Source organism: Azorhizobium doebereinerae UFLA1-100 (genome assembly GCF_000473085.1).
In the GTDB taxonomy this organism is placed as follows: Bacteria; Pseudomonadota; Alphaproteobacteria; order Rhizobiales; family Xanthobacteraceae; genus Azorhizobium; species Azorhizobium doebereinerae.
Genome location: NZ_AXBA01000030.1, coordinates 48430 through 70296, shown reverse-complemented (window position 1 = coordinate 70296; position 21867 = coordinate 48430). Strand labels below are relative to the sequence as shown.

19 protein-coding genes are annotated in these 21867 nt (G+C 68.5%); 13 read left to right on the top strand and 6 right to left on the bottom strand.

Annotated features, from left to right (window positions below; translation table 11 throughout):
- The first annotated feature begins 109 nt into the window (after positions 1-109).
- The 10 genes from YU1_RS0119755 to YU1_RS30295 all read left to right on the top strand — a co-directional run bounded on the left by YU1_RS0119755 (position 110) and on the right by YU1_RS30295 (position 9620).
- Positions 110-904, top strand: coding sequence for a transporter substrate-binding domain-containing protein (locus YU1_RS0119755; protein ID WP_029005560.1), 795 nt, complete (start codon positions 110-112; stop codon positions 902-904).
- 70 nt (positions 905-974) lie between these two features.
- Entirely contained in the window at positions 975-1649 is a 675-nt protein-coding gene (locus YU1_RS0119750; RefSeq protein ID WP_029005559.1) for an amino acid ABC transporter permease, read from the top strand.
- The gene (locus tag YU1_RS0119745; RefSeq protein WP_029005558.1) at positions 1646-2305 is read left to right on the top strand and encodes an amino acid ABC transporter permease; all 660 of its coding nucleotides are present in this window, start codon (positions 1646-1648) and stop codon (positions 2303-2305) included. The genes YU1_RS0119750 and YU1_RS0119745 overlap by 4 nt, the downstream gene beginning before the upstream one ends.
- Positions 2283-3008, top strand: a complete 726-nt coding sequence (locus YU1_RS0119740; RefSeq protein WP_029005557.1) for an amino acid ABC transporter ATP-binding protein — start codon at positions 2283-2285, stop codon at positions 3006-3008. The genes YU1_RS0119745 and YU1_RS0119740 overlap by 23 nt, the downstream gene beginning before the upstream one ends.
- Before the next feature lie 457 nt (positions 3009-3465).
- The gene (locus YU1_RS0119735) at positions 3466-3996 is read left to right on the top strand and encodes a F0F1 ATP synthase subunit delta (RefSeq protein WP_035716012.1); all 531 of its coding nucleotides are present in this window, start codon (positions 3466-3468) and stop codon (positions 3994-3996) included.
- Entirely contained in the window at positions 3996-5528 is a 1533-nt protein-coding gene (gene atpA / locus YU1_RS0119730) for a F0F1 ATP synthase subunit alpha (protein WP_029005555.1), read from the top strand. Before YU1_RS0119735 ends, atpA begins: the two co-directional genes overlap by 1 nt.
- 39 nt (positions 5529-5567) lie before the next feature.
- Entirely contained in the window at positions 5568-6443 is an 876-nt protein-coding gene (locus YU1_RS0119725) for a F0F1 ATP synthase subunit gamma (RefSeq protein WP_029005554.1), read from the top strand.
- Between the two features lie 34 nt (positions 6444-6477).
- Positions 6478-7914, top strand: a complete 1437-nt coding sequence (gene atpD / locus YU1_RS0119720) for a F0F1 ATP synthase subunit beta (protein ID WP_029005553.1) — start codon at positions 6478-6480, stop codon at positions 7912-7914.
- A gap of 196 nt (positions 7915-8110) precedes the next feature.
- Positions 8111-8530 carry a F0F1 ATP synthase subunit epsilon gene (locus tag YU1_RS0119715; RefSeq protein ID WP_029005552.1) on the top strand — a complete coding sequence of 140 codons (420 nt, stop codon included), beginning with the start codon at positions 8111-8113 and terminating at the stop codon, positions 8528-8530.
- Between the two features lie 133 nt (positions 8531-8663).
- Entirely contained in the window at positions 8664-9620 is a 957-nt protein-coding gene (locus YU1_RS30295; protein WP_051357052.1) for a LysR family transcriptional regulator, read from the top strand.
- On the opposite strand, the gene YU1_RS0119705 is transcribed toward YU1_RS30295, so the two are convergent.
- A complete protein-coding gene (locus tag YU1_RS0119705; RefSeq protein WP_029005551.1) occupies positions 9601-11142 on the bottom strand; it encodes a cation:proton antiporter in 1542 nt (513 codons plus the stop codon). The two genes, YU1_RS30295 and YU1_RS0119705, sit on opposite strands and share 20 nt — an antisense overlap.
- Positions 11143-11499: 357 nt before the next feature.
- On the opposite strand from YU1_RS0119705, the gene YU1_RS0119700 reads away from it, so the two are divergent.
- Complete coding sequence (locus tag YU1_RS0119700) at positions 11500-12426, top strand: DMT family transporter (protein ID WP_035716008.1); 927 nt, start codon at positions 11500-11502, stop codon at positions 12424-12426.
- An 8-nt stretch (positions 12427-12434) separates the two neighbouring features.
- Here the strand turns inward: YU1_RS0119700 and YU1_RS0119695 are convergent, their stop codons facing one another.
- Positions 12435-13976, bottom strand: a complete 1542-nt coding sequence (locus tag YU1_RS0119695; RefSeq protein ID WP_051357050.1) for a CoA-acylating methylmalonate-semialdehyde dehydrogenase — start codon at positions 13974-13976, stop codon at positions 12435-12437.
- 57 nt (positions 13977-14033) lie between these two features.
- On the opposite strand from YU1_RS0119695, the gene YU1_RS30290 reads away from it, so the two are divergent.
- The gene (locus YU1_RS30290; RefSeq protein WP_051357049.1) at positions 14034-14951 is read left to right on the top strand and encodes a LysR family transcriptional regulator; all 918 of its coding nucleotides are present in this window, start codon (positions 14034-14036) and stop codon (positions 14949-14951) included.
- A 7-nt stretch (positions 14952-14958) separates the two neighbouring features.
- Here YU1_RS30290 and YU1_RS30285 read toward each other — a convergent pair whose 3' ends face one another.
- Positions 14959-15648, bottom strand: a complete 690-nt coding sequence (locus tag YU1_RS30285; protein WP_051357048.1) for a YoaK family protein — start codon at positions 15646-15648, stop codon at positions 14959-14961.
- A gap of 236 nt (positions 15649-15884) precedes the next feature.
- Between YU1_RS30285 and YU1_RS0119680 the strand changes: the two genes are divergently transcribed.
- Positions 15885-16412, top strand: a complete 528-nt coding sequence (locus YU1_RS0119680; protein ID WP_029005548.1) for a Dps family protein — start codon at positions 15885-15887, stop codon at positions 16410-16412.
- Between the two features lie 68 nt (positions 16413-16480).
- Here YU1_RS0119680 and YU1_RS30280 read toward each other — a convergent pair whose 3' ends face one another.
- The 3 genes from YU1_RS30280 to malQ all read right to left on the bottom strand — a co-directional run bounded on the left by YU1_RS30280 (position 16481) and on the right by malQ (position 21865).
- A complete protein-coding gene (locus tag YU1_RS30280; protein WP_198018991.1) occupies positions 16481-16804 on the bottom strand; it encodes a hypothetical protein in 324 nt (107 codons plus the stop codon).
- A 145-nt stretch (positions 16805-16949) separates the two neighbouring features.
- On the bottom strand, positions 16950-19751 hold the full coding sequence (gene treY, locus YU1_RS0119670; protein ID WP_029005546.1) for a malto-oligosyltrehalose synthase: 2802 nt from the start codon (positions 19749-19751) through the stop codon (positions 16950-16952).
- Entirely contained in the window at positions 19748-21865 is a 2118-nt protein-coding gene (gene malQ / locus YU1_RS30275) for a 4-alpha-glucanotransferase (protein WP_051357047.1), read from the bottom strand. The genes treY and malQ overlap by 4 nt, the downstream gene beginning before the upstream one ends.
- Positions 21866-21867: the final 2 nt, after the last annotated feature.

The window sequence follows — 21867 nt, the reverse complement described above, 5'->3', positions numbered from 1 at the left end:
TCTGCTTACAGATGCGGCATTTCTCCGCCGGGATGCCGGATGTCGCTCATCGTGCGGCTGGCATGAGCCTTGCTGTGAAAACGGGCACATCATCCGCCCGGAGCCTTCGATGCCGTTTGACCGCCGTTCCCTCCTCCTCGCCGGCTTCGGCCTTCTTGCCGCCGCCGGCCTGTCGTTCTCGCCGGCGAGGGCGGAGGGGCTCGACGACATCCTCAAGGCCGGCGTCATCAAGGTGGCGGTGCCGCAGGATTTTCCTCCGTTCGGCTCGGTCGGCCCGGACCTGAAGCCGGTGGGCTATGACATCGACGTCGCCAATCTCATCGCCGCCAAGCTGGGCGTGAAGGCCGAGCTGGTGCCGGTCACCTCCGCCAACCGCATCCCCTATCTCCAGACCAAGAAGGCGGATCTGGTCATCTCCAGCCTGGGCAAGAATCCGGACCGGGAGAAGGTGATCGACTTCTCGATCGCCTATGCGCCGTTCTTCAACGGCGCGTTCGCGCCCGCCGACGTGAAGGTGACGAAGCCCGAGGACCTGGCGGGCCTGACCGTGGGTGTCACCCGCGGCGCCAACGAGGACATGGAGTTGACCAAGATCGCCCCCGCCACGGCGGAGATCAAACGTTATGAGGACAACAATTCCACCATCTCGGCCTTCCTCTCGGGCCAGGTGAAGGTGATCGTCACCGGCAATGTCACCGCTGCCGCGATCCTGGCGCGCAATCCGCCGCGCAAGCCCGAGGTCAAGTTCCTCATCAAGGAATCGCCCTGCTACGTGGGCCTCAACAAGGACGAGCCCAAGCTGCTGGAGAAGGTGAACGCCATCCTCACCGCGGCCAAGGCGGACGGCAGCCTGAATGCAATCTCGAAAAAGTGGCTCGGCGCGGACCTGCCGGCGTCCTTCTGACGCGTGCGTGGCGGGCCGGACGGGGTGTCCCTCCGGCCTTTGCGGCAGCTAACCCAAGGGCGCGGATTGCATGGCTTATGTCTTCGACTACGGGGCGATTGTCCCCTATGCCCCGCTGATTGCGAAAGGGGTCGGCATCACGGTCGAGCTGACCGTGATCGGCGGCGCGCTCGGCGTCGGGCTCGGCATTGTCTGCGCCTGGGCGCGCAGCCTCGGCCCGCGCTGGCTGCGGCCCCCGGTGACGCTCTATGTGGAGCTGATCCGCAACACCCCCTTCCTCATCCAGCTGTTCTTCATCTTCTTCGGCCTGCCCTCCATCGGCGTCTCGCTGGGCGAGATGCAGGCGGCGATCCTCGCCATGGTCATCAATCTCGGCGCCTACGGCTGCGAGATCATCCGCGCCGGCATCGAGGCGACGCCGCGCGGCCAGTTCGAGGCCGGTGCGAGCCTTGCCATGACGCGGATCCAGACCTTCCGCCACGTGGTGCTGATGCCGGCGCTGCAACGCATCTGGCCGGCGCTCACTTCGCAGATCGTCATCGTGATGTTCGGTTCGGCGGTGTGCTCGCAGATCGCGGTGGAAGACATCACCTTCGCCGCGAACTTCATCCAGTCCCGCACCTTCCGGGCTTTCGAGGCCTACATCATCGCCACCGTGCTCTATCTGGTGCTGGCGCTCATCCTGCGGCAGGTCATGCGTTCGCTGGGCACACTGCTGTTTCCCCGCCGGAGGGCCGCGCGATGAGCCCGTTCACCACCTGGGACATCCTGCGCAACCTGCTGTTCGCGGCGGAATGGACCATCCTGCTGTCGCTGGTCGCCTTCATCGGCGGCGGCATCGTCGGGCTGGCCGTGCTGTTCGCCCGCACCGGCCGCAATGCGGCGCTGCGGCGGGTGAGCATGGTCTATATCGAGCTGATCCAGGGCACGCCGCTGCTGATGCAGCTGTTCCTGTCCTTCTTCGGCCTGTCCCTGCTGGGCTTCGACGTGCCCCCCTGGTTCGCCGCCGGCCTGTCGCTCACCTTGTGGACATCCGCCTTCCTGGCGGAGATCTGGCGCGGCTGCGTCGAGGCCATCCCCCGCGGCCAATGGGAGGCGTCCTCCAGCCTTGCCATGACCTATTTCGAGCAGATGCGCCACGTGGTGCTGCCGCAGGCCCTGCGCATCGCGGTCCCGCCGACCGTGGGCTTCTCGGTGCAGGTGGTGAAGGGCACGGCGCTGACCTCCATCATCGGCTTCGTGGAGCTGTCCAAGGCCTCCACCATGATCACCAACGCCACGTTCCAGCCCTTCGTGGTCTATGGGCTCGCGGCCCTGGTCTATTTCGCTTTGTGCTGGCCGCTGTCGAAGAGCAGCCAGATCCTGGAAAGGAAGCTGAATGTCGCTCATCGCAATCACTGAGGTGCGCAAGCGCTTCGGCGACAACGAAGTGCTGAAGGGCATCAATCTCGACGTGGATCCGGGAGAGGTGATCGCCATCATCGGCAAGAGCGGCTCGGGCAAGTCCACGCTGCTGCGCTGCATCAACGGCCTGGAGACCATCGACGACGGCGAGATCATGGTGGCGGGCGCCCACCTCGCCCCCGATGACGCGCACCTGCGGGCCCTGCGGCTGAAGGTCGGGATGATCTTCCAGTCGTTCAACCTGTTTCCGCACCTCACGGCGGGGCGCAACGTGATGCTCTCGCCCATGGTGGTCAAAAGGGTGTCGGCCAAGGACGCCGAGGCGGAGGCGCGCCTGCGGCTCGATCAGGTCGGCCTCGGCCACAAGTTCGACGCTTATCCCGACGAATTGTCCGGCGGCCAGCAGCAGCGCGTGGCCATCGCCCGGGCGCTGGCCATGCAGCCGCTCGCCTTGCTGTGCGACGAGATCACCTCCGCGCTCGATCCGGAACTGGTGAACGAGGTGCTCCAGGTGGTGGGCAAGCTGGCGGATGAGGGCATGACCCTGCTCATGGTGACCCACGAGATGCGCTTCGCCCGCGAGGTCTGCGACCGGGTGGTGTTCATGCACCAGGGGCGGGTGCACGAGATCGGTCCGCCGGAGCAGGTGTTCACCAATCCACAGACACCGGAGCTCCAGCAATTTCTCGGCATGCTGTGAAACCGGGGGACGTCCACGGCAGCCCCGGCCTGCCGGTTCTGCATGGGACACGGGCGGGCCGGCGCCGTGGGCGGTGACGCTGAACTCCCAGGCAATATCTTGATCTGAAAAGAATTTTCCAGATATCGCCGGACGTTCCGAGCCGCATGGATGGCTCGTTGAAGCGCGTCGAGTGCGGTTTCCGGCGCGCTCTGCTTTTCCCCTTGGGAACGCGCTGTGCGCGCCTATGCCTCGTCCGGTGCGTCAATGCAGCACGGTGGCCAGATTTTGACCGTGTTGCCGCACGAAAGCGCGTGTGTTAGGGAACCCGCGACGCTCGGGATGCAGCATTCAATGCTGTCCTGGGGCCAAGAAAAATCTTCCCTACAGATCAAGGGCTTAGCGCACATTTCTGGAATGGTGCGCCAGTCAGGCAGATCGGAGAGAGGTGCGGCTGGTGGAGACGATCGTGTCAGGCATGGCGGGGCGCTATGCAACCGCTCTGTTCGAGTTGGCCCAGGAGGCCGGCTCCACCGACGCCGTGGCGGCGGATCTCGACAGGTTCAAGGGTCTGATCGCGGAAAGCGCCGATCTGGCGCGGCTGGTGAAGAGCCCGGTGTTCACCGCCGAGGAGCAGCTCAAGGCTGTCACCGCGGTGCTCCAGGCGGTTGGCATTGCCGGCCTTTCGGCGAATTTCGTGAAGCTCGTGGCGCAGAATCGCCGCCTGTTCGCGCTGTCCAGCATCTGTGACGCGTTCAGCGCCCTGGTGGCCGCGAGCCGCGGCCAGAGCGTGGCGCAGGTGACGGTGGCCGAGCCGCTGAACGACACCCATTATGCGACGCTGAAACAGGCGCTCGCCCAACAGACCGGCAAGGACGTGAGCCTCGACGTGACCGTCGATCCGTCCATCCTCGGTGGTCTCATTGTGAAGCTCGGCTCGCGCATGGTCGACGCCTCGCTGAAGACCAAACTCAATTCTATCCGGCATGCGATGAAAGAGGTCCGCTGATGGACATTCGAGCCGCTGAAATCTCCGCGATCCTCAAGGAGCAGATCCAGAATTTCGGTCAGGAGGCTGAGGTCTCCGAAGTTGGCCAGGTTCTGTCGGTCGGCGACGGCATCGCGCGCGTCTACGGTCTGGACAATGTCCAGGCCGGCGAGATGGTCGAGTTCGAGAACGGCACGCGCGGCATGGCGCTGAACCTCGAAATCGACAATGTCGGCATCGTGATCTTCGGCTCGGACCGCGAGATCAAGGAAGGCCAGACCGTCAAGCGCACCGGCGCCATCGTGGACGTTCCGGTCGGTCGCGGCATGCTGGGCCGCGTCGTGGACGCGCTCGGCAATCCGATCGACGGCAAGGGCCCGATCGATTCGAGCGAGCGCCGCCGTGTGGACGTAAAGGCCCCGGGCATCATTCCGCGCAAGTCCGTGCACGAGCCGATGCAGACCGGCCTCAAGGCCATCGATGCGCTGATCCCGATCGGCCGCGGCCAGCGCGAGCTGATCATCGGCGACCGCCAGACCGGCAAGACCGCCGTGGCGCTTGACGCGATCCTCAACCAGAAGCCGCTGAACGTGGCCGGCGCGCCGGAGAGCCAGAAGCTCTACTGCGTGTACGTCGCCGTGGGCCAGAAGCGCTCCACCGTGGCCCAGTTCGTGAAGATCCTGGAGGAGCAGGGCGCGCTGGAATATTCCATCGTCGTCGCCGCCACCGCTTCCGATCCGGCCCCGATGCAGTTCCTGGCGCCGTTCGCCGGCACCGCCATGGGCGAGTATTTCCGCGACAACGGCATGCATGCCCTGATCATCCACGATGACCTGTCCAAGCAGGCCGTCGCGTATCGCCAGATGTCGCTGCTGCTGCGCCGCCCGCCGGGCCGCGAAGCCTATCCCGGCGACGTGTTCTACCTGCACTCCCGCCTGCTGGAGCGCGCCGCGAAGCTGAACGACGAGAACGGCGCCGGCTCCCTGACCGCCCTGCCGGTCATCGAGACCCAGGCGAACGACGTGTCGGCCTACATCCCGACCAACGTGATCTCGATCACCGACGGTCAGATCTTCCTTGAGTCCGATTTGTTCTACCAGGGCATCCGCCCGGCGGTGAACGTCGGCCTGTCGGTATCGCGCGTGGGCTCCTCGGCCCAGATCAAGGCGATGAAGCAAGTGGCGGGCAAGATCAAGGGCGAGCTCGCCCAGTATCGCGAGCTGGCGGCCTTCGCCCAGTTCGGCTCGGACCTCGACGCCTCGACCCAGAAGCTGCTGAACCGCGGCGCCCGCCTGACCGAGCTGCTGAAGCAGAGCCAGTTCGCTCCGCTGAAGGTGGAAGAGCAGGTCGTGGTGATCTACGCCGGCACCAACGGCTATCTGGACGCCCTGCCGGTCGGCAAGGTGCGCGAGTTCGAGACCGGGCTGCTGCTGGCGCTGCGCTCGCAGCACCAGGACATCCTCGACACCATCCGCACGTCCAAGGAGCTCTCCAAGGACACCATCGCGAACCTGACGAAGGCCCTCGACGCTTTCGCCAAGAGCTTCGCCTGATCGGTGCCCTCGGGCCTCTGAGTTGAAGGGACGGGTGCGATGGCGAGCCTGAAAGACCTGAGAAACCGCATCGCCTCGGTGAAGGCGACGCAGAAGATCACCAAGGCGATGCAGATGGTCGCCGCGGCGAAGCTGCGTCGCGCCCAGCTGGCCGCGGAAGCCGCCCGCCCCTATGCGGAGCGTATGGAAAGCGTGCTCGGCAACATCGCCTCCGGCATGACGCTGAGCTCGGACACGCCTCTGCTGCTGTCCGGCACGGGCAAGGACGAGAAGCACATGCTGCTCGTCTGCACCTCGGAGCGCGGCCTGTGCGGCGCGTTCAACACCTCGATCGTGCGCTTCGCCCGCGAGCGGGCGAACCTGCTCATCGGCCAAGGCAAGGACGTCAAGTTCTTCTGCGTCGGCCGGAAGGGCTACGACCAGCTCCGCCGGCTCTATCCGGGGCAGATCGTCGAACTGGTGGACCTGCGCTCGGTGCGCACCCTCGGCTTCGTCAACGCCCGGGAGATCGCGGAAAAGATCATCGACCGCTTCAACAAGGGCGAGTTCGACGTCTGCACGCTGTTCTACGCGCACTACAAGAGCGTGATCTCGCAGATCCCGACCGCCCAGCAGCTCATTCCCGCCACCTTCCCCGAGAAGGCCGAGGGCGTGGCCGCGGCGGTCTATGACTACGAGCCGGAGGAGAGCGAGATCCTCGCCGACCTCCTGCCGCGCAACGTGGCGGTGCAGGTGTTCCGCGCGCTTCTGGAGAACCAGGCCTCCTTCTACGGCTCGCAGATGAGCGCCATGGACAATGCCACCCGCAATGCGGGCGACATGATCAAGAAGCAGACGCTGATCTACAACCGGACGCGTCAGGCCCAGATCACCAAAGAACTCATCGAAATCATCTCCGGCGCCGAAGCGCTCTGACGGCAGCGCGGTCAAGGACAAAGGACGTATGAACATGGCGAACAAGAACGGACGCATCACCCAGGTCATCGGCGCCGTCGTCGACGTGCAGTTCGATGGTCACCTGCCGGAAATCCTGAACGCGCTCGAGACCACCAATCAGGGCAACCGCCTGGTGCTCGAAGTGGCGCAGCATCTCGGTGAGAACACCGTCCGCACCATCGCCATGGACTCCTCCGAGGGCCTCGTGCGCGGCCAGCCGGTCAGCGATACCGGCGCTCCGATCATGGTCCCGGTGGGCGAGGCTACCCTCGGCCGCATCATGAACGTGATCGGCGAAGCGGTGGACGAGCTGGGCCCGGTGGTCGGCGAGACCACCCGCGCCATCCATCAGGCGGCCCCGTCCTACGCCGACCAGTCCACCGAGGCCGAGATCCTCGTCACCGGCATCAAGGTGGTCGACCTGCTGGCCCCCTACTCCAAGGGCGGCAAGATCGGCCTGTTCGGCGGCGCCGGCGTGGGCAAGACCGTGCTCATCATGGAGCTCATCAACAACATCGCGAAGGCGCACGGCGGCTATTCCGTGTTCGCCGGCGTCGGCGAGCGCACCCGCGAGGGCAACGATCTCTATCACGAGATGATCGAGTCCAAGGTGAACGTGGACCCGCATGAGCACAACGGCTCGGCTGCCGGCTCCAAGTGCGCCCTGGTCTACGGCCAGATGAACGAGCCTCCGGGCGCCCGTGCCCGCGTGGCGCTCACCGGCCTGACCGTCGCCGAGCACTTCCGCGACCAGGGCCAGGATGTGCTGTTCTTCGTGGACAACATCTTCCGCTTCACCCAGGCCGGCTCGGAAGTGTCGGCTCTGCTCGGCCGCATTCCCTCGGCGGTGGGCTACCAGCCGACGCTGGCCACCGACATGGGCGCCCTGCAGGAGCGCATCACCACCACGACCAAGGGCTCGATCACCTCGGTGCAGGCCATCTACGTGCCCGCCGACGATCTGACCGACCCGGCGCCGGCCGCCTCCTTCGCCCATCTGGACGCGACCACCGTGCTGTCGCGCTCCATCGCGGAAAAGGGCATCTATCCGGCGGTGGATCCGCTCGACTCCACCTCGCGCATCCTCTCCCCGCTGGTGATCGGCGAGGAGCACTACAACGTGGCGCGCCAGGTGCAGCAGACGCTTCAGCGCTACAAGGCGCTGCAGGACATCATCGCCATCCTGGGCATGGACGAGCTCAGTGAAGAGGACAAGCTGACCGTGGCCCGCGCCCGCAAGATCGAGCGCTTCCTCAGCCAGCCGTTCCACGTGGCGGAAGTGTTCACCGGCTCGCCCGGCAAGCTGGTCGACCTCGCCGACACCATCAAGGGCTTCAAGGGCCTGGTGGAAGGCAAGTACGACCACCTGCCCGAGCAGGCCTTCTACATGGTCGGCACGATCGAAGAAGCCATCGAGAAGGGCAAGAAGCTCGCCGCCGAGGCGGCCTGAGCCTGAGGCTCTTTCGGGCGCCCGCGCGGCGCCCGGCAGGAATTGAGCCGCCGGCACGGTCCGGCGGCTGCGACGCGGAGGGGGCGAGGCCGAGCGGATCGGGGGAAGCCCCTTTGGGGCGAAGCCGAGCGCATCGGAACAGAGCGGCCCGGAGCCTTGGGCCTTCGGACGGCATCGCTCAGGTCGGAGACAACAGATGGCCACCTTTTCTTTCGAGCTCGTCTCCCCGGAGCGGCTCGTGTTCTCCGGGCAGGTCACCGAGGTGATCGTCCCCGGCACGGAAGGCGAGTTCGGCGTCACCGCCGGCCACGCGCCGTTCATCTCCACGCTGAGCGCCGGCATCCTCACCGTGAAGGGTGACGGGGCGGACAAGCGCCTGTTCGTGCGCGGCGGCTTCGCCGAGGCCAATCCGGCCGGTCTCACCGTGCTCGCCGAGCAGGCGACGCCGGTGGAAACCTTCGACCGGGCCGCGCTCCAGCAGCTGATCAAGGATGCGCAGGAGGACGTGGCGGACGCCCGTTCCGACGAGAGCCGCCAGAAGGCGGAGCGTAACCTCGCCGACCTCCAGCAGGTCGCGGCCATTCTCGACCTCGGCGCCGCGCCGGCCGCCCACTGAGGGGTTCGGTTCTCTTCAACGGCCCCTTCGGGGGCCGTTTTGCTGTCGGGATGCCATATGCGGCCGCACCCTGCGGCACCTGGCGTGAGCGAATATCTCGCATAGGATTGGGCGAATCGTTCGAGGATTTCGAATGGCCCAGTTCGGCACCCCCACCTATGATCAATTGCAGGTCTTTCTTGCGGTGGTGGAGGCCGGCAGCTTCGCCGCCGCCGCGCGGCGGCTTGGCCGCGCCACTTCGGTGGTCAGCTATGCCATCGCCAATCTCGAGACTCAGCTCGGCGTCGCGCTGTTCGACCGCACCCAGTCCAAGACCCCGAAGCTGACCGAGGCCGGGCGCACCGTCCTCGCCGAGGCGCGCACCATCGCCAGCGGCATGGATGGGTTGCGCGCCAAGGTGAAGGGCCTGCTGGAGGGGCTGGAGGCCGAGGTGCATGTGGCCCTCGACGTGATGCTGCCCGCGGCGCGCGTGGTCGATGCCCTGAAGGCGTTCAGCGAAGCCTTTCCCACGGTGACCTTGCGGCTCTATGTGGAGGCCCTCGGCGCGGTGGCCGAGATGGTCCTGAACGGCCGGGCCGTCATCGGCGTGAGCGGGGCGTTGCCGGTGATGGCGCCGGCGCTGGAGCATATCGACATCGGCTTCGTCGATCTCATCCCCGTGGCGGCGCCGGATCACCCGCTGGCGCTGGCCGGCCACAATCCGCCCGGGGCGGGGCGGGACCATGTGCAGCTTGTGCTGACCGATCGCTCCCGCCTGACCGAGGGGGTCGAATTCGCCGTTCTGGGCAACCGGACCTGGCGGCTGGCCGACATCGGCTCGAAGCACATGCTGCTGCGCGAGGGCATCGGCTGGGGGAACCTGCCCGAACCCATGGTTCGGGAGGACCTTGCGGCGGGGCGCCTGGTGCGGCTGGACCTGCCGGACCTGCGCGGCGGCCGCTATCACCTCCAGGCCATCTATCGTGCCGACACGCCGCCGGGGCCGGCCGGCTCCTGGCTCATCCAGCGCCTCCAGGCGCAAGCCTGCAGCGAGGCACGGCAGTCCGCGGGGACCGACGCGGACCGGGACCTTAGCCCTCCACCAGCCTGAAACGGTCCGGCGGGGAAGCGGCCAGCTCCGACCAGTCCAATTCCTGCTCCAGCGCGTGATAGACGCCGTCCTCGATCTCGCCGCGCCGCCGCATGTCGGCCAGAAGAGCGCGCTTAGCCGTGATCGCCTTGCGCCGCAGCCGGTCGCTCTCGATGACGGCCCGGGGGTGTTCGCCGCCGGCGGCCACCTCCCGTTCCCGCCGGTAGTCCTCCCGCAGCAGCGCGGCGGCCTTGCCGTCGCTCGCCTCCAGCCGGGCGATGGCGGCGTCGAGGAGGGCGACGCGCGCCGCGGCCAACTGGCGATCGAAACTGTCGTCGGGGGCGAACCGCATCCAGCGGAGCAGCGGTCCGAGCGTCAGCCCCTGGATGACCAGCGTGCCCAACACCACGATCAGCGCCGCGAGCACGATCCGGTCGCGGGCCGGAAAGTCGGATGGCAGGGCGAGGGCAGCGGCGAGCGTCACCACGCCCCTCATGCCGCACCAGCCGATGATCGCCGCCTGCCCGAAGCCGCCGGCGTCCCGCCCGCTGCCCGGCCGGGCCAGCAGCCGGACCAGCGCGTGATAGGCGAGGACCCAGGCGAGGCGCACGGCGATCACCAACACCAGGACCGCGCCGCCGAATGCCAGGGCCTGCCAGACCGCCGCCTGCTCAAGGCGCAGGATGATGGCGCGCGCCTGCAGGCCGATGAGCAGGAACGCCAATACGTTGAGCAGGAAGACGCAGGCTTCCCAGACCGAATAGGAACGCACGCGGTCGCGGGGCGACTGGCGCTCGGGCATGTCCCGCGCGACCGTCATGGCGAAGGCGACCACCGCGAGGATGGGGGAGACGTGAAGCCGCTCGGCCAGCACCCACACCGCGAACGTGGCGGCGAACTCGAACAACGTTCCCCCCAGTGTGCCGGCAAGGCGCGTGGCGAGGACGAGATAGACCCTGCCGATCCCGTAGCCGGCGAGGATGCCGCCGGGCACCGCGAGGGCGAGTTCCGGCAGCAGCGTCGAGAGATGGGCCGTCTTCGACGCGGCGCCGATGGCGGTGCCGAGGATGAGAAGGGCCACGGCGTCATTCAGCAGGCTTTCGCCCTTGAGCACCGTCACCGTGCGTTGCGCCAGGGGGAACTGGTTCAGCATGGCGGACGCCGCGGCGGCATCCGGCGGGGCGACGATGGCACCGAGCGCCACAGCGGCCACGAGGGGCAGCCCAGCCCATAGAACGCCGAAGGCCGCCACCGCGAGCGTGGTCAGCACTACCGCCATGGCGACGAGGGCGACGAGCGGCAGGCGGTTGCGCCACAGGACACGGGGCGGAATGTCATATGCCGCGTCCAGCAGCGCCGGCGCGATGAACAGGACGAGGGCGAGCTGCGGGTCGATGGCGATATCGGGTGCCCATGGCACGGCCGTCACGGCCACGCCGGCCAGTGCCAGCAGGGTGGGGTAGGGCACCGGCAGCACGCGGGAGATCTGCAGCAGCGCGATGGCCAGCAGCACCAGGACGAGCATGCTCTCAAATAGCGCCATGTCGTTCCGCTTTCCCTTTCCGCCTTGCTCCGGCCTATCGGCGCCCCCGCGGCCGAGCTTGACGTTGAGAAAGCGCCGGGGGGCGGAAATGGATCCATCCGGGGTCTCGGCCGTTTTCGGAGACCGGGCCGGGTCGGGCGGTCCGTGGTGGCATCGGCGTATGGGGTGGTGCAGGAGTGCGGCGGCGCAGGCCGGATCACGCAATCGCATGATGGCAATTGCAATTATGCGTTGGCGCGCTCCGCCACATGCGGCAATGGTGCCGCCTTCCCTTTCGCCGGCGTCGTGTTTTCCGACCGGCTTCCATCTGTCCAAGCGGCCCGCCTCCGGCCGCTCGCGCGCGCCAAGAGGATCTTGATGACCGCGTCAGCCGACCCGGCCACTGCCGGCCGTTCTCTTCGCCTCGGCCTCATCGGCGCGGTTCTCACCGTATTGATCTGGACCACCTGGATCGTGTCGACGCGGTTCGCCATGCAGGGGCGCCAGCCTTTGGCGCCGGCGCTGCTGGCCTTCATCCGCTTCGGTACGGCGACCATCATCCTGGCGCCGGCCTGGTGGCGGTTCCGGCTGATCCCGCGCAAGGCGCCTCCGCTCGCGCTGCTCGGCCTCATGGCGGCGGGCCTGCCCTATCAGTTCCTGGTGCTGTGGGGGCTCCACTACGCTCCCGCCGGGGAGGCCGGGCCGCTGCTGGCCGGCACGCTGCCGCTGTTCATCGCTTTGCTCTCGGCCGTCGCGCTCGGCGAGCGCATCACCGCGCCGCGGGTGGCCGGCGTCGCCCTCATCACCGTGGGCGTGATCGCCATCACCGGCCGCGGCCTGTTCGACATGGGGGCGGGAACATGGCGCGGCCATCTCGCCATCCTCGCCGGGTCCCTCGCCTGGTCGGTCTATACGGTGGCGTTCCGCTACAGCCGGCTCACCGGGCTTGAGGCGGCGGCCTTCGTCGGCCTGTGGTCGGTCATCGTGCTCGTGCCCTTCGGTGCGGGCGAGATCTGGGCTGCGGCACAGGCGACGCCGGGAATGGTCCTGGCGCAGCAGTTCGTCACCCAGGGCGTCCTCGCCGGGGTGGTGGCCCTGCTCACCTATACGACGGCGGTGCGCAACCTCGGGGCGGCACGCGCCACCGCGCTGACCGCCTTGACGCCGCCGGCGGCGCTGCTGACGGCGGTCTTCCTGCTCGGCGAGCGGCCGGACCTGACGCAACTGGCCGGCTGCGCGCTGATCGTGGCGGGGGTCGTGGCCGCGAGCGGAGTGCTTGGTGCCCGCTCGCGGCCGGTCGTGTAGCCGGCGGATCAGGCCAGCACGGGCATGACGAATTCCGCTCCGCCGCGCAGGCCGCCCGGCCAGCGCGTGGTGGTGGTCTTCACGCGGGTGTAGAAGCCGACGCCTTCAGGGCCGTAGACGTTGCGATCACCGAAGATGGACCGCTTCCAACCGCCGAAGGAATGGTAGGCGATCGGAACCGGGATCGGCACGTTGATGCCCACCATGCCCGCCTGCACGCCATAATCGAAGGCGCGGGCGGCATCGCCGTCGCGGGTGAAGATGGCGGCGCCGTTGCCGTATTCGTGCTCGTTCACCAGCTTCAGCGCGTCTTCCAGCGCCGGCACGCGGACGACGCCGAGCACGGGGCCGAAGATCTCGTCCTTGTAGATCTTCATGTCCGGCGTCACATGGTCGAACAGGCAGCCGCCGATGTAATAGCCGTCCTCGTGGCCCTGGAGCTTCAGGCCGCGGCCGTCCACCACCAGCTTGGCGCCTTCGGCGACGCCGGTGTCCACATAGCCGGATACCTTGGCGAGATGCTCCTTGGTGACGAGCGGGCCCATCTCGCTGTCCGGGTCCGTGCCCGGGCCGACCTTCAGCGCTTGGACGCGCGGCACGAGGCGTTCCATCAGCGCGTCGCCGATGCCGCCCACCGCCACGGCGACGGAGACCGCCATGCAGCGCTCGCCGGCCGAGCCGTAGCCCGCGCCCATGAGCGCATCGACGGTGCGGTCGAGGTCAGCATCGGGCATCACCACGAGGTGGTTCTTCGCCCCGCACAGCGCCTGGGCGCGCTTCCCGTGGGCACAGGCGGTGCGGTAGACATATTCGCCCACCAGGGTGGAGCCGACGAAGCTCACCGCCGCGACCTTCGGATGAGTGAGCAGCGCGTCCACCGCTTCCTTGTCGCCGTTGACCACGTTGAAGACGCCGTTCGGAAGGCCGGCTTCGGCCAGCAGGTCGGCGAGCACGAGGGCCAGGCTCGGGTCCTTCTCGGAGGGCTTCAGGACGAAGCTGTTGCCGCAGGCGAGCGCCACCGGGAACATCCACAGCGGCACCATGGCGGGGAAGTTGAAGGGCGTGATGCCCACGCACACGCCGACGGGGTGGCGCATGGAGAAGGTATCCACGCCACGGCCCACCTGGTCGGAGAACTCGCCCTTCAGCAGGTGCGGGATGCCGCAGGCGAATTCCACCACCTCGATGCCGCGGATGAGCTCGCCCTTGGCGTCCTCGACGGTCTTGCCGTGCTCGCGGGTGATCAGGGCCGCGAGGCGGTCCATGTTCCGCTCCAGCAGGTCCTTGAAGCGGAACATCACCCGGGCGCGGGCCGGGGCGGGGGTCGAGGCCCAGGCCGGCAGAGCGGCGGCGGCGGCGCGGACCGCCTCGTCCGTGCGCGCGGCGCTGGCCAGAAGAACGCTGCCGATCTGCTCACCGGTGGCCGGATTGAAGGTGGCGGCGCTGCGCTCGCCCGCCGCCGGGCCGATGTGCTGCCCGTTGATGAAATGGCCGATGGTGTCCAAGGCGTGCCTCCGCAGAAAATGGTCGCGCACTCTCGGTCCTGGCATCCACGCGGATCAACGTCTAAGTTTGCCAAACCATTCTGCGGAAATAGGCGCAAAGATGTGAACTGGGACCATGCCCGTGTGTTCCTTGCCGTGGCGCGGGACGGCCAGATGCTGGCCGCCGCCCGCAAGCTCGGCCTCGACCATGCCACAGTCACGCGTCGGCTCAATGCGCTGGAGAGCGACCTCGGGGCCAAGGTGTTCGAACGCAGTCCTGCCGGTTGCGTGCTCACCACGGCGGGCGAGCAGTTGCTGGCCATCGCTGAACGGGTCGAAGGCGAGATGGTCAAGGCCCAGTCGTTGCTGGGCAATGCGGATCTGCGCCTGTCCGGGACGGTGCGCATCGGCGCGCCGGACGGCTTCGGCACCTATTTCCTCGCCGCGCGGCTCGGCGCCTTCGCGGCCCTGCATCCGGATCTGGTCATCCAGCTGGTGCCCTTGCCGCAGACCTTTTCCCTCTCCAAGCGCGAGGCGGACATCGCCGTGGTGCTGGACCGGCCGCGCACCGGCCGGCTGGTGGGGCGCAAGCTGACCAGCTATTCGCTCAGCCTCTATGCGGCCCGCGGGCATCTCGACCGGCACGGCCCCGTCGCCAGCGAGGCGGACCTCGCCGACCGGCTGGCGGTGACCTATGTGCAGGATCTCACCTACAGTCCGGGTCTCGACTATATGGACGTCCTGACAGGCCTCTGCGCCCGCCGCTTCGAGTGCGCGAGCGTGGTGGGGCAGATGGAGGCGGTGCGCGCGGGCGCGGGCGTCGGCATCCTGCACGATTATGCCGCGGCGGCGTATCCGGACCTCGTGCCGGTGCTGCCGGCGCTGCGGTTCGAGCGCAGCTACTGGATCGCGGTGCATGCGGACATGCGCGGCCTCCGGCGCATTGCCGAGGTGGAGGGCTTCATCGCGACCCAGGTGCAGGCGGCCCGCCGCACCTTTCTCGTGCATCACCCGCGCGGCGAGGCGGCTGCGGTCTCCTGACGCCGCCTCAGGCCTTTCCCGCCGCCGGAGGCGCATCCGCCAGCGGCACAAAGAAGCCGGCGAAGGCGATCACCGGCGGCAGCAGGAAGCTCCATACGCCGGCGATGGCGAACAGCAGGGCGGCCATGCCGCAGCCGAGGGCGAAGGCCGCGACATTCATCGCGAGCCGCCTCAGGCGGGCACGGGCCGTATGGCGCTGCGGCTCGGGAATGGTGCGCATCAGGTCGGTGAGATCGACCATGATCTGGGTGGTGCTGCCGGTCATCAGGGTGGACGGGGCTGCTTCCGGCAGGTGGGTGCGGTGAACGCCGTTCTGGATCGCCATGGCCGCCACCAGCAGCATGCCTGCCGCCAGCGCCGGCAGGGCGTCGGCATTGTGGAACGGGCCGAGCATGATGAATATGGCCGCGGCCGCTGCCAGCAGGACCAGCTTGAGACCCATGAGGATGCGCAGGTCCGGCAGATTGCGTGCCGCCAAGGAGAGGCCAAGGAGGCGGCTGCCGACGATGACGGCACAGAACACCGGCAGGGCCAGCAGCTTGGCGATGGCCCCGGACGTGCCCAGCACCATGGCGGCGCCGAAGGTGACGAAATTGCCCGTCACATGGGCGGTGAACAGGCCCTGGAGCGCCAGGAAGCCGGATGTGTCCACATAGCCGCCGTTGAAGCTCAGGACCACGGGAAGCGTCAGTTTCATCGGTCTTCTCCGGGGTGTGCGTGCGCCCCTCGCGCCCCCACAATGCCGCAGGCGGGGCGATCCGCCACGCAGCTTTTAGCCGCGCGCCGTCAGGCCTCCGGCGGGCGGGCAATACCCGGATCGAACAATACGGCTGCGCTGACGTTCATTACGGTCGTGACCGGAAGGGCGCGTCATCTCCTTCCATGGGCTGGCGGCGATGGGCTGCCCGCCTTTGCCTTTCAGGAGTTAGATCCATGGCTAGCAAACCCGCAAAGTCCCGCCGCACGGCTCCTTTGCAGACCCCGAGCAATCTGCCGTCGAACGCCACGAAGGACATCGCCGCGGCGCTGACGACCCTGCTCGCGGATACGTTCGCGCTCTACATGAAGACCAAGAATTTCCACTGGCACATGTCCGGCCCGCATTTCCGCGACTACCATCTGCTGCTGGACGAGCATGGCGACCAGCTTTTCGCCATGACTGACGATATGGCCGAGCGCGCCCGCAAGATCGGCGGCACGACGCTGCGCTCGATCGGCCATGCGGCGCGGCTCCAGCGCCTGGAAGACAATGACGCCGAGTTCGTCACGCCGATGGACATGCTCGCGGAATTGCGGGACGACAACCTCAAGCTCACCTCCTACATGCGCGAGACGCACGATCTGTGCGACGAGCATGGCGACGTGGCCACGGCCAGTCTGCTGGAGAACTGGATCGACGAAGCCGAGCGCCGCACCTGGTTCCTCTATGAGACCACCCGCGCGCATGGCGAGACGGCCTGAGGCCGCGCATAAGCAAAATCCCCGCCGGCTTCCGGCGGGGATTTCAAACAGGTCAGCATGACAGATGATCAGGCCGGGTCGGCGTCATCCTTGCCGTGCTTCAGGGTGACGGCAGGCGGATCGCTGGCCGGGAAGCTCTCGTCGAGCGCCTCGTCCAGAAGATCCGATTCCGCCTGATCGTGCGCGCGCTTGGCATGCTGGTCCACGCGCGCCGCGCCGGCGCCTGTGATGTTCGTCGCCGCCGGCGGATCGCTGGCCGGAAAGCTCTCCGCCAGCGCCTCGTCGAGCGGGTCCACCCGTTTCGCGGGCTGGTCGTTCTGCGCGGGGCGCGCTGCCTTCGAGGTCATCCCACTCTCCCGTTTCTGCTCGCCGCGATACCCTTCCTCGGGCATCTGCGGCTCAACTCGCCGTTCGGGCGCGGGGCCGAACGGAGGCGGCACGGCGATATGCTGGCAGCGTATCGAGCGTGCCGACCGAATGAATCTACCCCGATGCGGCGCCGATCCCAAGGGGAACGCGCAAAGCGCAGGTTAGGTTTCAGGATGCCGCGATCGCGCGGGATCTGAGCAGCACGGCAACCGGCAGGGCCGTGAGGCCGTCGGCGAAGGCGAGCGGCCCCTCACCCAGGCTCCTCGTCCCGCCGGTCAGCACGTCCACATACGAGCCCGCGAAACCGCCGGGGACCATCGCCGCCGTGTCTTCCCAGGCGGCGGCGGGAATGTGGGGAAGGGCCTGGCCGTCCAGCAACGGCGCCGCGAGCCGCGAGACGAGGACGATGAGGCTGTCGTGTCCAAGCGCGCGGGCGAAGGCGAGCCCGTTGTCCTGGCGCGCGCCCCGCACGTCCAGAGGGCGATAGCTGCCGGAGGCGAACAGGTCGGGGCAGGCGCTACGGGCCGCGAGCATGCGGCCGATGACGGCCTGCTTGATCCGGCCATCCCGCCAATGCGCCATGAGGTCCTGCGGCGGGGCGTCGGCGGCGAACGCGGCCATCCGCGCCTCATAATCCACCGGGCGGCGGTTGTCGGGATCGACGAGGCTGAGGTCCCAGAATTCCGTGCCCTGATAGAGGTCGGGCACGCCGGGCCCGGCATATTTCAGTGCGATCTGTGACAGGCTGTTGAGCGCGCCGGCAACGCCGATGCGGGCGGCGAAATCCGCGAGGGTCCGCCGGGCGGGAGCGCCGTCCTCTCTCTTGAGCAAGGCATCAAGAAAATCACGGCAAGCGGCCTCATAGGCATCGTTCGGGAACACCCAATTGGTGCGCTTCTTGGCTTCGCGGAGGGCCTTGAGCTGCCATTCGGCCACCCGCGCGCACAGCGCGTCGGTGCCCGCAGCGTCATCGGGAGCCAGCATGTGCGGCCAGGCGCCGATGAGGGTCTGATACAGCATGATCTCGTCGGCCGCGCTGGGGGCTGGCCCTCCCGCCAGCTCGGAGCGGAACGGCGCGGCCTGCGCCATCAGCGCATCGAGAACGTCGCACCAGACATGCGGCAGTTCGCTCAGGACCGCGAGGCGCAGGCGGGCGTCCTCGCCGCGCTTATGGTCGTGGGTGGCGGTGGCGAGCATGGCGTGCGGATGGGTCTGCGCGCGCCGCGCCATCTGCGCGTGGAATTCGTCCGGCGTCATGGCGAGATGCTGTGGGTCGGAACCCACCTCGTTGCGCGAAAGCAGCCGGCCATAGCGGTAGAACAGCGTGTCCTCCATGGACTTGGCCGCGATGGGCGCGGTGAGCTGCTGGAATTTCGCCAGCGCATAGTCCCGCGTGCCGGCCTGCCAGATGTCGCCGGTCGCCTTCGGGGCTTCGCCGCTCACCCAGCGCCACAGCAGGTCCAGCACCGGATGATCGATGGGCGGCAGCCTCTTGCGTGCGTCCTCCGCCGCATGCCCGAGGAAGGTGACGTCCTGCGCCGTGCGACCCTGCGCGGTGACATAGGAACGATAGACCGGGAAGGCGATCACCAGCTCATTGAGCACCCGGCGCAGCGCCGCCTCGGTGATGTCGCGCGTGTCGAGATCGCTGCGGGCGAGTTGGTGCACCGAACGGGTGGCGGTCTGCATCTCGGCGCCGAAGCCCTCGCGCAGGATCTGGCGCCGCGCTGCTTCGAGCTGTGCCGCATAGGGCGCCCGCTCGCCGGAGGCATCCTGCCAGATGGCGGTCAGCGCTGCCGCTCCCGCGGGGTCGTGCAGCACGGCTGCGGCTTCGTCCATGAAATCATATCCGGTGGTGCCTTCCACCGGCCAGTCGGCGGGCAGCACCTCGCCCGGATGGAGGATCTTCTCCACCACCACATAGCCGGCGGGGGGCAGGTCCTCCGGCCGGCCGGCGTCCAGGCTCTCAAGCTGGCGGCGCAGCCGCTGGCAATAGGCACCGGGATCGGCGATGCCGTCCACATGGTCGATGCGCAGGCCGTCGATGAGCCCTTCGGCATAGAGCCGGAAGATGAGCGCGTGGGTCTGGTCGAATACGTCAGCGCGCTCGACCTTCACGCCGGCGAGCCCGGTGATGTCGAAGAAGCGCCGCCAGTTCAGGTCGTCGTTCGCCGTCCGCCACCATGCGAGGCGGTAGTTCTGGCGTTCCAGAAGGGCATGGAGGCGGGCCTTGCCATCCTCGGTGCGGGCGTCGAAAGCCGCGATGAGGGGGGCGAGGAGGTCGGGGCCGCCGGCGTCGGCGACGGCTTGGGCAAGCCGCGCCTGGGCGCTCGCCACCCGGTCGGGATGGGGGGCGGGCGTGGCGGCGATCTCCTCGAACAGCAGCCGCGCCTCGGTCAGGGCGGGCAGTTCGGCGGCGGCCAGCACTTCGGCATAGTTCAGCGGGCAGATGGGAAAGACGTGCTCGTGGTGGGAGACATGGAACGTGCCGCGTGCCGCGTCATAGGTGAGTTGCAGCGCCCCGGCGGAAAGCGCCACGCCATAGGGGCGGTCGAGGAAGGGAGCGAGCAGTTTGCCGGCGAGCTGCGGGTCGGCGGGGGCCCAGTCCACGTCGAAGACCTCAGCGTAAGCGCTGGCCCGGCCCCATTCCAGCACGTCGAGCCACACGCGATTGTCGCCGCCGCCCACGCCCATGTGGTTGGGCACGATGTCGAGGATCAGCCCCATGCCGCGCAGCCGCAGCGCGGCCACGAGGCGGCGCAAGGCTTCCTCCCCGCCGGTTTCCGGGTCGAGGGAGGTGTGGTCCACCGTGTCATAGCCATGTCCCGACCCGATGCGGGAGGTGAGCAGGGGCGAGGAATAAATGTGGCTGATGCCGAGCGCCTGGAAATAGTCGAGCAGGGGGATCGCGGCATCCAGCGGGAAGGCCTTATGGAATTGCAGCCTGACGGTGGCGCGGGGAGGGATCACGCATGTCTCCTGTGCTGGCCGCCGGCCGCGGCGGACCGGCCATCGCGGCGTGCGTCGTCGAGCGCGGCAAGCCGTGCCTTCACATCCGCCGCATCGAGCAGTTCGGCCCCCGTGGCCGACAGGCGGCGCCGCCAGTTCGGATGCTCGTCCACCGTTCCCGGCAGGTTCGGCTGCTCCACGAGGCCGAGGGCGTCCTCGACGGGGATGACCACGAGCGGGGCGGGGGTGCGGCCGATGAAGCGCAAGGCGGCGTCGAGCACCGGCGCGGGGTCGTCGGCCGCCGGACGGGCACCCGCGCCGATGGCGGACCACAGGGCCTCGCGGTCGGCCTCGCGGTCACTTCTGGCCTGCGGCGCGTCGATATTCTCGCCCAGCAGCCCCAGCGGTGTGCGCCAGTCGATGTCGCGCCCGCGCCACCAGCCGGCGACGGTGGGCAGGTCGTGGGTGCCGGTCACGGCGATGGAGGCGGCCGCATAATCGGCCGCCGGCGTGTAGCGCGCGGCGTCGCGCTCGAACCACAGCACCTGCATGCCGAGGATGTGCCGCCGGGCCAGCCGCTCCCGGAAGCCCTCCGGCACGGTGCCGAGGTCCTCGCCGGTGACGATGGTCCGATGGCGCAGGGATTCCAGCGCGACGAGACGTTCCAGGTCATCGAACGGATAGGCGAGATAGGCGCCTTCCGAGGGCTTGGCCCCGTCGGGTACCATCCATAGCCGCATCAATCCCATGATGTGGTCGATGCGCACCCCGCCCGCATGGGCCATGGCGGCGCGCAGCATGTCGATGAAGGACCGGAACCCGGTCTCCACCATGGCGCGCGGCGAGAAGGCGGCGAGGCCCCAGGCCTGCCCGATGGAATTCAGAAGATCCGGAGGCGCACCGATGGACAGGCCGATGAGCATGTCCTGCTGGCGGCTCCAGGCCTGGCTGCCGCCGCCGTCGCTGCCCACGGCGAGGTCGCTGATGAGGCCGATGGGCATGCCCGCCGCCCGCGCCGCCGCCTGGGCGTCCGCGAGCCCCCGCGCCGCGGCCCATTGCAGGAAGGCATGGAAACCGACCTCCGCCGCGCTCTTGCGGGCAAAGGCGGCGACCGCCGCGCCGCGCGGATCGCGGAAGCCTTCCGGCCATGTGTGCCAATGCCACTTGCCCGGATCGGCTCCGAACATCCTGGCATGCAGGGCCTCGAACCGGGCGTGGTCCTCCAGCGGCTCCCCGCCCGCGGCGCGGAAGGCTGCCAGGTCCGCCTCAAGGTCAGGACGGAGGGGCAGCTCGGTCTCGTAGAGCCGGCGGAATATGGCGAGCCGGGCATCTCCCGCCGGCTGCCATGGCACGGCTTCGGCCTGGGCGAAGCGGGAGAGGGGCTCCGACAGGCCAAGGGCGGCGATGGCGGCGGCAGTCGCTGCGGGGCCGAACAGGGCGGCAGGGTCCGCATGCAGCGCATTCAGGAACAGGCGGCTCGACGGCGCATAGGGGCTGAAATGACGAATGTCCGCTGAGAAGGAGGCATGGACGGGGCTGAGCACCAGGGCGGAGGCGCCTTGCGCCGCTGCGCCGCGGGCAAAATCGGCGAGGGCGGTGAAGTCGCCGATGCCGCCGTCGCCGGCCCCTTCCTTGCCCTGCCGGCGCAGCGCATAGAGCTGGACCGCGAGGCCCCAGAGGCGCGGGTCGGCCTGCGCCGTGGCGTCGCCGATGTCGAAGCAGCATGCCGGCGCCACCGCGAGCGTGCAGCGCGTTCCGCCCGCCTCCAGGGTGTGGTAGCCGGGCATGTCGAGGGCGGGCAGCAGCAGGCTTCCCCTCTCCACATCCGTCTCTCCCTCCACCACGCCGCCGCCATCGAGTGTGACGTGCCATCGCACACGCCCGTCGGCGTCGGGCAGGGGGACGCGCACCGGCGCGCCGGCGTCTGCCGTCACGAGAGGCGGGGTTGACGCCGCGCCCTGGCGGGCGCGGGCGAGGCTGTCGGAGAGATCTCCGGGCGAGCCTGCTGGCAGACCGAGCGCGGCGAGGATGGTGCGCAAGGCTTCGGCCGGCACCGTCTGGAGGCGTCCGAACGCGTCGTGCCAGGTGGGGGAGACACAGGCGGCACGAGCGAGGTCGCGAAGGCTGTCGTCCATGG

What these genes read in the sequence shown, in the direction of transcription:
- YU1_RS0119755 (WP_029005560.1), top strand. Translation starts at nt 110, where the DNA reads ATGCCGTTTGACCGCCGTTCCCTCCTCCTCGCCGGCTTCGGCCTTCTT.
- YU1_RS0119750 (WP_029005559.1), top strand. Translation starts at nt 975, where the DNA reads ATGGCTTATGTCTTCGACTACGGGGCGATTGTCCCCTATGCCCCGCTG.
- YU1_RS0119745 (WP_029005558.1), top strand. Translation starts at nt 1,646, where the DNA reads ATGAGCCCGTTCACCACCTGGGACATCCTGCGCAACCTGCTGTTCGCG.
- YU1_RS0119740 (WP_029005557.1), top strand. Translation starts at nt 2,283, where the DNA reads ATGTCGCTCATCGCAATCACTGAGGTGCGCAAGCGCTTCGGCGACAAC.
- YU1_RS0119735 (WP_035716012.1), top strand. Translation starts at nt 3,466, where the DNA reads ATGGCGGGGCGCTATGCAACCGCTCTGTTCGAGTTGGCCCAGGAGGCC.
- atpA (WP_029005555.1), top strand. Translation starts at nt 3,996, where the DNA reads ATGGACATTCGAGCCGCTGAAATCTCCGCGATCCTCAAGGAGCAGATC.
- YU1_RS0119725 (WP_029005554.1), top strand. Translation starts at nt 5,568, where the DNA reads ATGGCGAGCCTGAAAGACCTGAGAAACCGCATCGCCTCGGTGAAGGCG.
- atpD (WP_029005553.1), top strand. Translation starts at nt 6,478, where the DNA reads ATGGCGAACAAGAACGGACGCATCACCCAGGTCATCGGCGCCGTCGTC.
- YU1_RS0119715 (WP_029005552.1), top strand. Translation starts at nt 8,111, where the DNA reads ATGGCCACCTTTTCTTTCGAGCTCGTCTCCCCGGAGCGGCTCGTGTTC.
- YU1_RS30295 (WP_051357052.1), top strand. Translation starts at nt 8,664, where the DNA reads ATGGCCCAGTTCGGCACCCCCACCTATGATCAATTGCAGGTCTTTCTT.
- YU1_RS0119705 (WP_029005551.1), bottom strand. Translation starts at nt 11,142, where the DNA reads ATGGCGCTATTTGAGAGCATGCTCGTCCTGGTGCTGCTGGCCATCGCG.
- YU1_RS0119700 (WP_035716008.1), top strand. Translation starts at nt 11,500, where the DNA reads ATGACCGCGTCAGCCGACCCGGCCACTGCCGGCCGTTCTCTTCGCCTC.
- YU1_RS0119695 (WP_051357050.1), bottom strand. Translation starts at nt 13,976, where the DNA reads ATGCCAGGACCGAGAGTGCGCGACCATTTTCTGCGGAGGCACGCCTTG.
- YU1_RS30285 (WP_051357048.1), bottom strand. Translation starts at nt 15,648, where the DNA reads ATGAAACTGACGCTTCCCGTGGTCCTGAGCTTCAACGGCGGCTATGTG.
- YU1_RS0119680 (WP_029005548.1), top strand. Translation starts at nt 15,885, where the DNA reads ATGGCTAGCAAACCCGCAAAGTCCCGCCGCACGGCTCCTTTGCAGACC.
- YU1_RS30280 (WP_198018991.1), bottom strand. Translation starts at nt 16,804, where the DNA reads ATGCCCGAGGAAGGGTATCGCGGCGAGCAGAAACGGGAGAGTGGGATG.
- malQ (WP_051357047.1), bottom strand. Translation starts at nt 21,865, where the DNA reads ATGGACGACAGCCTTCGCGACCTCGCTCGTGCCGCCTGTGTCTCCCCC.